The 14,886-nt window shown below is 32.6% G+C and carries 12 protein-coding genes; 8 read left to right on the forward strand and 4 right to left on the reverse strand.

The window, feature by feature from the left end:
• Positions 1–18: 18 nt before the first annotated feature.
• Entirely contained in the window at positions 19–483 is a 465-nt protein-coding gene (locus HXZ69_RS11830; RefSeq protein WP_286496098.1) for a Dps family protein, read from the forward strand.
• Positions 484–592: 109 nt separating this feature from the next.
• On the opposite strand, the gene HXZ69_RS11835 is transcribed toward HXZ69_RS11830, so the two are convergent.
• Both HXZ69_RS11835 and HXZ69_RS11840 read right to left on the reverse strand, forming a co-directional pair.
• Positions 593–919 carry a YegP family protein gene (locus HXZ69_RS11835; RefSeq protein ID WP_125350254.1) on the reverse strand — a complete coding sequence of 109 codons (327 nt, stop codon included), beginning with the start codon at positions 917–919 and terminating at the stop codon, positions 593–595.
• 127 nt (positions 920–1,046) lie between these two features.
• Entirely contained in the window at positions 1,047–2,996 is a 1,950-nt protein-coding gene (locus HXZ69_RS11840; protein ID WP_221854639.1) for a KUP/HAK/KT family potassium transporter, read from the reverse strand.
• 325 nt (positions 2,997–3,321) lie between these two features.
• Between HXZ69_RS11840 and HXZ69_RS11845 the strand changes: the two genes are divergently transcribed.
• From HXZ69_RS11845 to HXZ69_RS11875, 7 genes are all read left to right on the forward strand, one after another.
• Positions 3,322–3,783, forward strand: coding sequence for a MarR family winged helix-turn-helix transcriptional regulator (locus HXZ69_RS11845; protein WP_019976592.1), 462 nt, complete (start codon positions 3,322–3,324; stop codon positions 3,781–3,783).
• Positions 3,767–6,166, forward strand: coding sequence for a 3-hydroxyacyl-CoA dehydrogenase/enoyl-CoA hydratase family protein (locus tag HXZ69_RS11850; RefSeq protein ID WP_286496099.1), 2,400 nt, complete (start codon positions 3,767–3,769; stop codon positions 6,164–6,166). The genes HXZ69_RS11845 and HXZ69_RS11850 overlap by 17 nt, the downstream gene beginning before the upstream one ends.
• A 39-nt stretch (positions 6,167–6,205) precedes the next feature.
• Positions 6,206–6,556, forward strand: a complete 351-nt coding sequence (locus tag HXZ69_RS11855) for a four helix bundle protein (protein ID WP_286496100.1) — start codon at positions 6,206–6,208, stop codon at positions 6,554–6,556.
• Between the two features lie 54 nt (positions 6,557–6,610).
• Positions 6,611–7,792, forward strand: coding sequence for an acetyl-CoA C-acyltransferase (locus tag HXZ69_RS11860; RefSeq protein ID WP_286496101.1), 1,182 nt, complete (start codon positions 6,611–6,613; stop codon positions 7,790–7,792).
• A gap of 86 nt (positions 7,793–7,878) precedes the next feature.
• On the forward strand, positions 7,879–9,681 hold the full coding sequence (locus HXZ69_RS11865; RefSeq protein WP_286496103.1) for an acyl-CoA dehydrogenase FadE: 1,803 nt from the start codon (positions 7,879–7,881) through the stop codon (positions 9,679–9,681).
• A gap of 496 nt (positions 9,682–10,177) precedes the next feature.
• Entirely contained in the window at positions 10,178–10,858 is a 681-nt protein-coding gene (locus HXZ69_RS11870) for an SIR2 family NAD-dependent protein deacylase (RefSeq protein ID WP_286496104.1), read from the forward strand.
• 39 nt (positions 10,859–10,897) lie between these two features.
• The gene (locus HXZ69_RS11875) at positions 10,898–12,031 is read left to right on the forward strand and encodes a M20/M25/M40 family metallo-hydrolase (RefSeq protein ID WP_286496105.1); all 1,134 of its coding nucleotides are present in this window, start codon (positions 10,898–10,900) and stop codon (positions 12,029–12,031) included.
• Positions 12,032–13,042: 1,011 nt separating this feature from the next.
• Here the strand turns inward: HXZ69_RS11875 and HXZ69_RS11880 are convergent.
• Both HXZ69_RS11880 and HXZ69_RS11885 read right to left on the reverse strand, forming a co-directional pair.
• Positions 13,043–14,140, reverse strand: coding sequence for a hypothetical protein (locus tag HXZ69_RS11880; protein ID WP_286496106.1), 1,098 nt, complete (start codon positions 14,138–14,140; stop codon positions 13,043–13,045).
• Between the two features lie 2 nt (positions 14,141–14,142).
• On the reverse strand, positions 14,143–14,886 hold a 744-nt coding region (locus HXZ69_RS11885), incomplete at its 5' end, for an RNA polymerase sigma factor (protein WP_502875747.1).

Here is a 14,886-nt window from a genome sequence, read left to right on the forward strand (position 1 = left end):
AATATAAAATTTAATCATATGAAATTATTATCGCCAGAAAAAAAGCAAAAAATCGCTGATATTTTAATTAAATTATTAGCTGATGAACATATTTTATACTTAAAAACAAGAAATGCACATTGGAATGTAGAAGGTCCTGATTTTCAGACAATACATGTGTATTTTGAATCGTTATATAACGAGTTACAAATTGTTATAGATGATGTTGCAGAAAAAATTCGTCAAAAAGATGTTTATGCACCAGCAACTATGGCAGAGTATTTGCAGTTAGCTCATTTATCAGAAACAAGAAAAACAGAAAACAAAGATAGTTTAAGTTTTATTGCTGATTTACTACACGATCACGAAGTTATTATTAACTTTTTGGCGCAGGCTGTAGTAGAAATTGATGAGTTTCATGATATATCAACTTCGGATTTCTTAGTTGGTTTATTAGAACAACATCAAAAAACTGCTTGGATGCTTGGATCGCATCTAAAATAAAGTTGAACATTATTTTACTTCATAAGTTTTTAGTGTTAATTCATATTAGTGTTAATTAGGTTGAGCCTTGGATTTATCCAAGGCTTCAGCTTTTTATGACGGTTTGTAATTAACCTCCTACTTCTTTTATTTCTGCATCAGCAGCATTTGTTTTTACAGAAGCAATTCCATTTTTAGCGCCAGATTCAGTTTCGTACGATTGGCTTGTCCCAATTACTTGTCCATTTGTTGCCTTTAAATTGAAATGCCATTTACCAGAAGCACCTTCTTTTAATTCGTATTTAGAATCATCTTGCGAATTTTTGCGAACAGATTCAATTCCGTTTTCGCAGCTTGCTTTTTGTTTATAACCTTCGCTTGCCAAAATATTTTGTCCATTTTTAGCTTTCAAACGAAAACGATATTCTCCTGCTTTGTCTTGATAAATTTCGAACATAATTTAATTTTTTATAAATATTTTATTTTGTTGATTGATATAAATTTATAAAAATTATTTGATAATTATCAATCTATAAAATATTTACAAAAAAAATCCTGAAAAATTATTTCAGGATTTCTATTTCTTATTGAATTCTTTTTAAATCGTCAATATTATGTTTGTGCATATAAAGAGGAATGTGTTCTATAACAACGTCGTTCTTTTCTAGACCAAAAGATTTCGGAATGTTGAATTCTATTTTCTTTAATAAATAATAAACTTTTAGTGTGAAAAATTCTTTCATACTTAATTTGGTTTCAATTGAAGGAAATTTCTCAATCAAAACAAATTTCATGTCAGGATCTTGATTGTATTTTTTCAAACAGGTACTCAGGTATTTTAATTCTAATTCTCCATTTGCATACATATCGTTGATTACTTTTTTGATATATTGTTCTGTTTTTGGCTGAACTCTAAATCCTACATTAAATGTAATTCGATATATTTTTTGATCGACAATTGGCAATATTTTATAACTCAACGTATAGGGTTCACTATCTCGGTTAATGTTTACAAACCAATAAACATCTGCACGTTTTGGGCGTTTTGATAAAATAGATTGAATACTGTATTTTTCGATATTTTTTGGATTCGTAGATTTCGTTAAGTAAAACAAGAAAGTCGAGTATTTATTGATTGTTTTATCTTCGCTCAATTCTGTTAATACATTTGCGTAGCGCTTTATTTTTACGAATTCTAAGTTTCGTGAATTAAGAATTTTTCCGTAAAAACTACAATACATTATTACAAAGAACAGCCATCCCATTAATAATGCTAAATAGCCACCATCAACAAATTTGACAACATTTGCTACGAAAAATGAAGATTCTATTGCTACGAAAATCGACAAAATTGCCACAATAAATACTTTGTTGAATTTTGTATAATAATTAAGATAATAGGATAACAAGAAAGTCGTCATTAACATGGTAACCGTTATGGCAAGACCGTAGGCGGCTTCCATATGGGACGAATCTCGGAAATATAAAACAATAAAGACACAGCCAGCCCATAACATAAAATTGATTGTAGGAATGTAAACTTGGCTTTTGTGCTCGTTTGGTTGAATAATTAATGTTCTTGGCCAAAAACCTAAGTTGATAGCTTCATTGATTAATGTAAAAGATCCTGTAATCAAAGCTTGAGACGCAATAATAGCTGCACCTGTGGCAATACAAATTCCAGGAATTAAGAACCAATCTGGCATCATTTCGTAGAAAGGATTTCTACCATCTAACATAGGATTGTCTTGATGCATTAACCAAGCTGCTTGTCCTAAATAGTTTGTTACTAAACAGATTTTAACGTACAACCAACTAATTCTAATATTTTTTCGACCACAATGTCCTAAATCGGAGTATAATGCCTCAGCACCTGTTGTACACAAGAATACAGCGCCAAGAATCCAGAATCCGTGAGGATAATTCATTAACAAGTTATACGCGTAATAAGGGTTTAATGCTTTGATGATACTTGGATGATGTACGATATGTAAAACTCCTAAGCCTAGAAGCATTGTAAACCATAAAACCATAAATGGTCCAAATATTTTTCCTACTTTATTTGTTCCAAATCGTTGGAAGAAAAATAACATCGAAAGGATGAAGATTACAATAGGTATAGTAGGTAGATTTTCGAGTCCGTTTAGCATTCGTAGTCCTTCAACAGCAGAAGAGACGGAAACGGGGGGGGTGATAATTCCATCGGCGAGCAAAGCAGAAGCTCCAATGATGGTTGGAATAATTAGGTTTTTACCTTTTTTCTTGATTAATGAATACAAAGAAAAAATTCCTCCTTCGCCATCATTATCCGCTTTTAGTGTCAACCATACATATTTGATAGAAGTCTGAAAACACAAAGTCCAAAAAACACATGATACGCCTCCGTAGACAATGCTCTCTTCAATCACGCGATTCTCGCCAATTATCGCTTTCATTACATATAAAGGACTTGTTCCAATATCACCGTAAATGATTCCAAATGCGATTAAGAGCGTTGCCGCTGTTACTTTGTTCATCGTATGGTTTGATTCCATAAGCAGTATTTTAAAATTTCTACGAATGTATGCCGTTGAAAAGAGATTAAACAATCTTATTTATTTATAATACAAAACCAACATTATACTTATTTTCGATACTAATTATAGCGTATTTTTACACTACTACAGTCGGTTTTTTATTAATGGAATAAATTTAAGTATTATTTAATCATACTATTTATTTTATTAATCATAATTTAAAGTTACATTTCATTGAGAAGTAGTAAATTGAATCATTATTTGTTAAACAAAATTAAATTTTAAAACTTTATTATGCTTGCATAGTAAAAAAAGATTATATTTGTTAGACATACACTAAAATATGTTAAGAGAAGATTTAACGATAGATTATTTATTGCGTTCAACATGGTTGTCAGTTCAGAAAATGTATAATGAGCAAGCTGGTGCTTACGATTCTACAATGGTGTATGCCTTTACATTATTATCAATAGATCCGAAAGGAGGTACGCCAAGTACGTCGCTAGGACCAAAGATGGGAATAGAGCCAACAAGCTTGTCGAGAACATTAAAAAACTTAGAAGCAAGAAATTTTATCGTTCGAAAACCAAATCCAGAAGATGGGAGAAGTGTGTTGATCACTTTGACTGAAGAAGGATTAAGAATGAGAGATATTTCAAAACATTTTGTTTTGCAATTTAATGAATCAATTAATAATCACATCGAACCAGAGAAAATGCAAATTTTCTTGGAAGTGATTTATAAGATTAACCAATTAATATCGGACAAAAAAATATTTAAAAACAATTATGAGAAGACACGTTAAACACGTAACTGTATTAGGATCAGGAGTGATGGGTTCTGGTATTGCATGTCATTTTGCAAATATCGGAGTCGAAGTCTTGATGTTAGATATGGTTCCTCGCGAGCTTACACCACAAGAGCAAGCGAAAGGACTTACTTTAGAGAGTAAAGTAGTTCGTAACAGAACTGCTCAAACTCACTTAGATGCTGCTTTAAAAAGCAATCCTTCACCAATTTATGACAAAGCATTTGCTTCTCGTATAACTGTAGGGAATTTTGATGATGATTTCGTGAAGATTAAAAACTCGGATTGGGTAATAGAGGTTGTGATCGAAAGATTGGATATTAAACAATCTATTTTTGAGCGTGTAGATAACTTCCGTAAACCAGGAACTTTAGTCACTTCTAATACTTCTGGTATTCCAATTCATTTGATGGCTGAAGGTCGTTCAGAAGATTTTCAGAAACATTTCTGCGGAACGCATTTCTTCAATCCGCCACGTTACTTAAAATTATTCGAAATTATCCCAACTCCTCAAACAGATAAATCTGTTATTGAGTTTTTCCAAAACTATGCATCATTATTTTTAGGTAAAACACCAGTTTTATGTAAAGATACGCCAGGTTTTATTGGGAATAGAGTAGGAGTTTACTCGATGGCAAAAGTGATGGAATTGGCGCAAGAAATTGGATTAACGATTGAAGAAGTTGATACTTTGACAGGTTCTATTTTGGGTCGTCCAAAAACGGGAACATTCAAATTGGGTGATTTGGTTGGTTTGGATACAGCATATAATGTAACAAAAGGTTTACAGCAAAATGCGCCAAATGACGAAATGATCCAAGGTTTGAAAGATTCAAAATTCTTGGATTTCTTAATCGAGAATAAATTCTTAGGAGATAAAACAAAAAAAGGTTTCTATTATAAAGAAATTGATAAAGAAGGAAATACCAATCGTTTTGCCTTAAATCTTGATACGTTAGAGTATCGTCCAATGGAACGCGCAAAAGTTACTGCTGTAGAAACTGCTAAAAATGCAGGATCTATGCGTAATAAATTAGGTGTTTTATTGAAAGATTCTGGTAAAGCTGGAGAATTAATCCGTAAACATTTTGCTTCATTATTCGCTTATGTTTCTCAACGTGTTCCAGAAATTACAGATGTACTTTATCCAATTGATGATGCTTTAAAAACAGGTTACGCTTGGAAATATGGTCCATTTGAAACATGGGATTTAGTTGGATTACAAAACGGAATTCAATTAGTAGAGTCAGAAGGTTTCAAGGTTTCGGATTGGGTAAAAGAATTAGCAGCAACTGGTGCAGATTCTTTCTATAAAATCGAAAATGGTAAAAAATTATTCTATAATCAATCATCAAAGCAATTCGAATTAATTCCAGGTCAAGATGCATTTATTATTTTAGATAACATTAGAAAAACAAATGAAATCTGGTCAAACCAAGAAACATCTATTCAAGATTTAGGAGATGGAATCATCAATATTGAGTTCCGTTCTAAAATGAATTCTCTTGGAGGAGGAGTTTTACAAGGAATCAATAAAGGAATCGAGTTAGCAGAAAAAGATTATCGTGGAGTTGTAATTGGTAACCAAGGAGATAATTTCTCTGTTGGTGCTAATTTAGCCATGATTATGATGATGGCTGCAGAACAAGATTGGTGGGAATTGAATATGGCAATCAAAATGTTCCAGGATACGATGATACGTGTTCGTTATTCATCTATTCCAGTTGTTGTTGCTCCTCACGGAATGACGCTTGGTGGAGGTTGCGAAATGTCGATGCATGCGGATAAAATTGTAGCTGCTGCCGAAACTTACATTGGTTTGGTTGAGGTTGGAGTTGGATTAATCCCAGGTGGTGGAGGTTCGAAAGAATTTGCGCGCCGTGCAACTGAATTCGCTTTAAAAGATGATGTAAAAGTAAATCATTTGCGCGATAATTTCATGAATATCGCAACTGCGAAAGTAGCAACTTCAGCTTATGAAGCTAAGAATATGGGAATTATTCGTGAGCAAGATATTGTAGTGGTAAATGCAGAACGTCAAATTGCAGAAGCGAAGAAACATGCAATTATTTTGGCAGAAGCAGGTTACACACAACCAATTCAACGTAAAGTAGAAGTGTTAGGAAAAGAAGCGATGGGAATGTTCTATGTCGGAACAGACTCTATGGTTGCTGGACGTTTTGCTTCGGATCATGATCGTTTAATTGCGAATAAATTAGGATATGTAATGACAGGTGGTAATTTATCTGAATCAACTTATGTTTCAGAACAATACTTGTTAGACTTAGAGCGCGAAACATTCTTATCTCTTTGTGGAGAAAGAAAAACATTAGAGCGAATTCAGCATATGTTAAAAACAGGTAAACCGTTGCGTAATTAATATTTGTATTAAGTAAAAAGTAACATGTAAAAAGTATTTATGCATGATTTTAAAGAGTTAATCGTTTGGCAAAAAACAATGAATTTTACGAAAAGGTTTTATGAGATTACTTCAAATTATCCTAAAAGTGAGATTTATGGTTTGACCTCTCAATCAAGAAGAGCTTGCGTATCGATAGCTTCAAATATTGCAGAAGGTGCTGGTCGAAATTCGAATGCTCAATTTATTAATTTTCTCAATATAGCTTTAGGTTCGTCTTTCGAATTGAAATGTCAAATTATTTTAGCAAGAGATTTAGAATTTATTCAAGTAGAGATTTCGGATAATTTATTAAAAGATTTAAAACATATACAGAATATGTTGGTCAAATTAATTCAGAACTATAATTAAATACTTTGTACATCATACATTTTACATTGTACAATCTAATAATACTTAAAAAAAATGAAACAAGCATATATAGTTACAGGATATAGAACAGCTGTAGGAAAAGCGCCAAAAGGAACATTGCGTTTTACACGTCCAGATGAAATGGCAGCTACAGTAATCAAGCGCTTAATGCAAGATTATCCAACTTTAGATCCAACACGTATCGACGATCTAATCGTTGGATGTGCAATGCCAGAGGCAGAACAAGGATTGAATATGGCACGTCTTATCTCATTAATGGGATTAGACACAGACAAAGTTCCAGGTGTTACAGTAAACCGTTACTGTGCATCAGGATCAGAAGCAATTGCGTTGGCAGCTGCTAAAATTAGAACGGGAATGGCAGAATGTATCATCGCAGGTGGTGCAGAATCGATGTCGTATATTCCGATGGGAGGTTACAAACCAATTCCAGAAACAGATTTAGCGAAAGATCATCCAGATTATTATTGGGGAATGGGATTAACAGCTGAAGAAGTAGCAAAAGAATTTAAAGTGTCTCGTGAGGATCAAGATTTATTTGCATTCAATTCGCATCAAAAAGCATTAAAAGCAAATGCTGAAGGAAAATTTGCATCTCAAATCGTTCCAATTGATGTTGAATACAGTTTCTTAGATGATAAAGAAAAAGTTCAAACAAAGAAAATTGATTTTAAAGTGGACGAAGGACCACGTGCTGATACATCTATCGAAGGTTTAGCAAAATTACGTCCTGTTTTTGCGCAAGGAGGTTCAGTTACAGCAGGTAACTCTTCTCAAATGTCGGACGGAGCAGCTTTCGTTATGGTAATGTCAGAAGATATGGTGAAAGAATTAGGTCTTGAGCCAGTTGCACGCTTAGTTGCATATTCTACGGTAGGTTTAGCACCTCGTATTATGGGAATGGGACCTTTGTTTGCAATTCCAAAAGCGTTAGAACAAGCAGGAATGAAATTAGAAGATATTCAGTTAATCGAATTGAATGAAGCTTTCGCTTCTCAATCAGTTGCAATTATGCGCGAGTTGAATCTTAATCCTGATATCGTCAATGTAAACGGAGGTGCAATTGCTTTAGGGCATCCACTTGGATGTTCGGGTACGAAATTAACCGTGCAATTGTTACATGAAATGGAAGCGCGTAAAGCGAAATATGGAATGGTAACCATGTGTGTTGGTACAGGACAAGGAGCAGCTTCAATTTTCGAATATCTAAAATAATATATAGAATTGAGAGGTTAGATGATAGATTTCAAATTTATCTAACTTCTCAATTTTAAAATCTAATATCTAAACAACAAAAAAATATGTCTACAAATCCAAATAGATTAATCGGAGGTCAATATTTAATTAAAGATGCCTCTTACAATGATATTTTCACTTACGAAGATTTATCAGAAGAACAACAAATGATTTTGCAATCTGCAAAAGAGTTTATTGATAAAGAAGTAGTGCCTAAAAAACACCAAATTGAGAAAAAAGATTATGCGTTGATTGAAGAATTAATGCGTAAAATTGGTGAATTAGGTTTATTAGGGATTTCTGTTCCAGAAGAATATGGTGGAATGGGAATGGGATTCGTTACAACAATGTTAGTGTGTGACTATATTTCAGGAGCAACAGGTTCGTTAGCGACAGCTTTTGGAGCACATACTGGAATTGGAACAATGCCAATTTTATTGTACGGAACAGAAGAGCAAAAACAAAAATATTTACCAAAATTAGCAACAGGAGAGTGGTTTGCATCTTACTGTTTAACAGAGCCGGAAGCAGGTTCTGATGCAAATTCAGGAAAAACAAAAGCTGTTTTATCAGAAGATGGTAAAGAATATATCATCACAGGTCAAAAAATGTGGATTACAAATGCAGGTTTTGCTGATTTATTCATTGTTTTTGCACGTATTGATGATGATAAAAATATCACAGGTTTCATTGTAGAAAAAGATAAAGCTGGTGCTGGATTCTCATTAGGAGAAGAAGAAGATAAATTAGGAATTGTTTCTTCATCAACACGTCAAGTTTTCTTTAATGAAGTTCGTGTTCCGGTTGAAAATCTTTTAGGAGAAAGAGACGGAGGATTCAAAATTGCGATGAATGCCTTGAATGTTGGTCGTATCAAATTAGGAGCAGCATGTTTAGATGCGCAACGTCGTATTTTAGATTATTCGTTACAATATTCTTCAGAACGTAAACAATTCAATACATCAATCAATACATTTGGTGCGATTAAAGAGAAATTAGCTGATATGGCTGTTTCTGCGTTTACTTCAGAAGCTGGTGCATATCGTGCAGCGAAAGATGTGCAAGATGCAATCGAAGATAATATTGCAAAAGGAATGCCTCATAACGAAGCGGAATTAAAAGGTATCGAAGAATATGCAATTGAAGCTTCTATCTTAAAAGTTTGGATTTCTGATGCTGCTCAAATTTCTGCGGATCAAGGAATTCAGATTTACGGAGGAATGGGATATTCGAAAGAAATGCCAATGGAAGCAGCTTGGAGAGATGCACGTATTTCTAGAATTTACGAAGGAACAAACGAAATCAATACCTTATTATGTGTTTCGATGTTAGTAAAACGAGCATTCAAAGGAAAATTAGATTTAATGTCTCCTGCAATGAATGTGGCGAACGAATTAATGTCTATTCCTTCTTTTGATGTCCCAGATTATTCAGAATTATTTGCGCAAGAAAAAGAAATTATTGCAAATCTTAAGAAAGCGTTCTTTATGGTTGCAGGTTCTGCTTTGCAAAAGTTTGGTGCAGAATTAGAGCAACACCAACAGTTGATTATTGCGGCTTCTCGTATTATGCAAGAAATTTATATGGTAGAATCGGCGATGTTACGTGCAGAAAAAATTGCAAATGTAAAAGGTGCTGATGCAGCGAAGAATGCAGAAAAATTAGTTCAATTACAATTATTCAAATCGGTAGAAATTATTAAAACAGAAGCTACTCGCGGTATCGTTTCTTTCACAGAAGGAGATGAGCAACGCATGATGTTATCTGGTTTAAGAAGATTTACACGTTACAACGAATATCCAAACGTAGTTAACTTGAAAACTGAAATTGCAGATCTTTTAATCAAAGAAAATAAATACACTTTCTAAGTATATTTTTAATACAAATTATTTAAAGCAGTCAATTTATTGGCTGCTTTTATTTTTTTAACATGCTGAAATATAATTTGGTATATCGTTTGATGGATCTAAGGCAAGTACTAGTCTTTATATAAGTTAGTTGAGTTTTCATGGTACTTAAGTTTTAGTAGAGAAAGGCCTCAGTTGTTCCCAATTGAGGTTTTTTTATATTTCGAGGTTAAAGTTTATTCATTAAAAATAAGCGAGTTAAGTCGTTATTTCTTAATGAAATACTTTTCGGTGGAAATGATTTGAAGTAACTTTAATTCAAATTAATAACCCAAAAACAGAGCTTATGATAATTAATGCAGCAATTCTTACGTTGACCATGTTTGCAACATTTAGTATTATGTGTCTAGTCAAATTAGATGAACTTAAAAAAATAAAATAAAACCGAAACTCCATTTCTATAAATGGAGTTTTGTTGTTTTATAAAGTTATATTTACTTCAATTAATACATTCGAAATGAAAAAGAAGTTAGTTGTTTTAACCGGAGCTGGAATTAGTGCTGAAAGTGGAATTTCTACTTTTCGTGACGCGAATGGTTTGTGGGAAAATCATGATATTATGGAAGTCGCTTCGATTGATGGTTATCAAAGAAACCCAAAATTGGTTCAAGAATTCTATAATCAACGTCGAAAACAATTATTCGAAGTAGAACCCAATGCAGCGCATCATTTCTTGAAAGAGTTAGAAAATGATTTTGAAGTTGTAATTATCACTCAAAATGTAGACGATTTGCATGAAAGAGCAGGTTCTTCTAAAATAATACATTTGCATGGCGAATTGAGAAAAGCGCGAAGCGAAAAAGATGAGAATCAAATTATTGATTGGAATAAAGATATCAAACTTGGAGATTTGGCTGAAGATGGAAATCAACTTCGTCCGCATATTGTGTGGTTTGGCGAAATGGTTCCGGAAATAGAAAATGCGATTGATGAGGTTTTAAAGGCAGATATTTTGGTAATTATTGGAACATCGATGCAAGTGTATCCAGCTGCTTCGCTCAAAGATTATGCAAAAACAAATGTCCCAATTATCTATATCGATCCATCAGATACCTATACCAATTCATCTATTACGCATATCAAGAAAAATGCAACAGAAAGTATCGAAGAATTAAAAACTATTTTGAATAATTTTTAATCTTTTACGTTTTACTGTTGATTAATTAATTTAGAGAATATGAAGTATATATTTCTACCATTATTTGTTTTTTCTATTAATGCGGCTGCACAAGAGTTAAATCCATTCTATCAATCGATAGTAGATCAAGTTAAATATGATTCTGTTCATCAAAAGCTACAAAAATTTCAAGATTTCGGAATTAAAACTGTTGGTTCGTCAGCTCATGAAAATACATTTACATGGTTGAAATCTTATTATACAACATATGGTTATGCCACTATAGAGCAACAATCAGTTAATGTTTTTGGAAATGTTGGAAATAATTTGATCATAACAAAAATTGGAAAAAAATATCCTGATGAATTTATTATCATCGATGGTCATTATGATACATTAAATGGACCTGGAGCGAATGATAATGGATCGGGAACGGTTACTTTATTAGAAATTGCTCGATTAATCAAAGATATCGATACTGATTATTCGATCAAGTTTATTCATTTTACAGGAGAAGAACGCGGTTTAATAGGAAGTCAGACATATGTCAATCAAATTGCAGTTCCTCAGAATTTAAACATTAAAGCTGTTCTGAATATTGATGAGGTAGGAGGAGTGGCGAATAAAGTAAATTCGACAATTGTTTGTGAGCAAGATGAAAGTAATCCAACATCAAATAATGCAGCTTCTTCTGATTTGACTAATCAAATGGCGAATATTTTTCCCTTGTATACAACTCTAAAAACTGAAATTTCGAATGCTTATAGTTCCGATTATATGCCTTTTCAGGCAGTTGGTTATCCAATAACTGGACTTTTCGAAAAGAATGAAACACCTTATGCACATACTGCTCAAGATATAATAGCTAATTTAGATTTGAATTATTTGACAGAAGTAGCGAAAGGAGCTTTGGCGACTTTATTACATTTTTCTCAAGCACAAGAGAAGTTGACTACAACAGATCATACTATTTCAACTTTGCAAGTGTATCCAAATCCAGTAAAGAGTAACCTTCATTTTTCGCAGATTTTAAAGCAACCTACAATTTCTATATATAACGAAACAGGAATACAGGTCTATGAAAAGAAGTTTCAAACAACAGTTTCACAGATAAATTTAGAACATCTTACTTCTGGCGTTTATTTCGTTAAAATAAATTCGAATCAACATAGTTTTAAGATTTTGAAGAAATAAATTGTTGCGTCTCATTTATGTAATAAATTGACTTTTTTAGTTGAATAGTTACTTTTTTTGTCTAAATGGTAATCAACCTTTCGATACACGAGCACCGAACAAACCATACGGAATGGATATACAATGGATACAGAATACATATAGCGTGGATACACAACCGATACAGAAAAAATGCATTTTAGTGCATACAACCTCCATTTAGGTTAATGGATAACCAATTAGGTTCATTATTCGTCACTTCTAGTTAATTTGCTTGTCTAAGGGTTAATTTTACATCGTTGTTGTGCCCCTTCAAGAAGAATACCGAATAAAAAATGAATATTCTAACCACAATAGAAACATAGGTTTTATTAAGTTTTACGTTCTACGCTTAACGTTTTACGGATTTTATCATTCTGAGTTTATTTCAGAATAGCATCAAATGATACTTATTTTAGAGGTTTGAATCGTCTTGGTCATTGTGCTGAATATCAAGTGGAAATACTGTTTTTGGTCATGTGTTCTTACGATTTAAATGATTCTCAAAGGTTATTTTGGTAATCTACTTCATTTTATATTTGTATTCAAAAAGTGATTTTGTGTTATTTCGAAGCCTTGAAAATTCCAGCCTCTCACAAATACATAATGGATTTTACTTAATACATTATAAATATTACATAGTACAACACTAAAATCTACTTTTTTAAATGAAATTTAAAGATTATCATTGCTCAAATGACGAGTTTAAATTCATTGAAACTTTAAAAATGATATCCTTTTGTTTTCCACTAAACATTTTTTTGTATAAAAAACAACTTGGCAATTATTACAACCCCTGAACTACAAAAATCTTTTACATACATTCTACTGCCACTATGTTGCCTTTATCCTGCCTTTATGTTGGGAGTATCTAGCAAGTATCTGTAGATGAAAAAAAATTGGCCCTTGCGTTATATATGTTGTTTATATTTAGTGAGTGTTTATTATCAACCTCACCTTACGGGTGTACAATCACCCTCAAAAATTATATTTTTAAGCTGTTATAAGCTCAATTCCTGCTTTATCTGCCTTATATTTTATTTTGGTCATCAGTTTATAATAACTCCAATTTCTCAGTACAAAATCTTCTTCTTTGGCCAGCTCTATCTTTTCTTCTTGATCCATTAAAATAAGTGTTCCTGCTTTATTATTTACACAAAAATCAATTAACTTTCTGCTGTAAACATGTAGTCGATGATGCACATAATTTTTTTCTACTTGACTCATTTTATCTAGCGCTTTTAGTTTCCTCGTTTTTCCTTTGCCCGATTTTGCATAAGTTGCCCCAATTTGTATTCGTTTACGGGACGCTTGTATCGCTAACCTTCGGTATAGAAACTCTTCTTTGGTTCCTATAGTAAGCCGAGATTTTCCTATTTTTACAACCAACGGATATTCTAAAGAGAGGGAAGCTTCTGCAATAATTTCGGGTTGTAATTGATGATTTTCTTTTTCGATCTCAACAACAGCTAACCAAAATATTTTACTTTTTTCTAACTTTATTTGTGATGTACAAAGTTTAATTTCTCCGCTTACCACTTGTTCCAATAACCTTTTATTACTTGTAAAATCTTTTCCCAAATAGGTTTTGAATGGAAGTTGAAACAACCGAAAACAAAAACATTTTTTCTCAGGATTGTAAGAGAAGCTACGTATACTTTCTGCTCCAAAAGGAAATGCCATATCTCGTTTGAAGTTTTTTAACGAAGCTTCTCCTTTCCAATATCTTTGAGAATCTTTGTTGTATGAACTGTGGAGTCTATTATTTAAACAAGATAATATATTGGTTGGAATTTCACCTTTAAAACGGTCTGATAGCACACGATAAGTGGTACTCATTTGCGAATTTTTTAATATACCCTCTGCATCTTTCTTCTCGTCCATTAATTTATATTTAACACCTTCAGAGAGGTACAAAAAATCTTTCATCATTTCTTGTACATACAAATGAGAAACAATCAAATTAGCAGCTTTAAAACATCTATTTTGCCATCTATAAAGCTTGTCTAAAGCCTCTTTACGTTCTTCTTGGGTTGGTAAATCGATAATTAATTGTATTTTTCGAGTGAGTATTAAGGTAGATTTTTCCATGATCAATAGTTTAGGGATTGAACCTTGTTTTGTTGCGTGAATTTATAAGCGACTATAAATTCATTGTGTACCTCTTTTTGAGACAATTGTAATGCTGAAGCTATTGTTGAAAAAGATTGTTTATGCTCACATCGAAGTTTTAAAATCAACGATTGTGTTTCGGATATTTGATCTTTTTTCTCTTCAGTAGAGATTGTTTTGGTTTTAATTGCTAACTTATCTTGATGACTTAGAATCTTCTTAAGATCATCAATAGCATGTTTAATTTCATTACTGGTTTCTTTGATTCCTCTTCCCATTGCTTTAGCAATCGCTTTATATTTAAATCCATGTTTTAAACAGAGTTCAATCAAATGCTTTCTTTCAGCACTTAATAAGGGTAATACTTTTATAATTTGATCAAAATAGTGCTGTTGAGTTTCTTGTTCGTTCAGGTTTTCTAATACATTAGCGGAATCATATCCAGCCAAATAACTTTGATAATTCTCATAACTTTCTAGTGAACTTACAGTTCTAAAAAACTTATTCTTCGGTTTAGCAAAATGCGAATAGCAACTGTATTTCATAACATATCTCAAAAAGAAAAAGATATGATCAGGAGATTCCATCTTTTCGCGATATTCCCATAATCTCAGAAATGCATCTTGTACCAAGCATTCTATTACAAAATCATCCTCAATTATTTGTTTACCAAACCAAAAGATTCGTTTATTGTACCTGACATAAATACGTTCGAAGGCAGCAGA

Source organism: Empedobacter sp. R132-2 (assembly GCF_030324375.1).
GTDB lineage: Bacteria > Bacteroidota > Bacteroidia > Flavobacteriales > Weeksellaceae > Empedobacter > Empedobacter falsenii_B.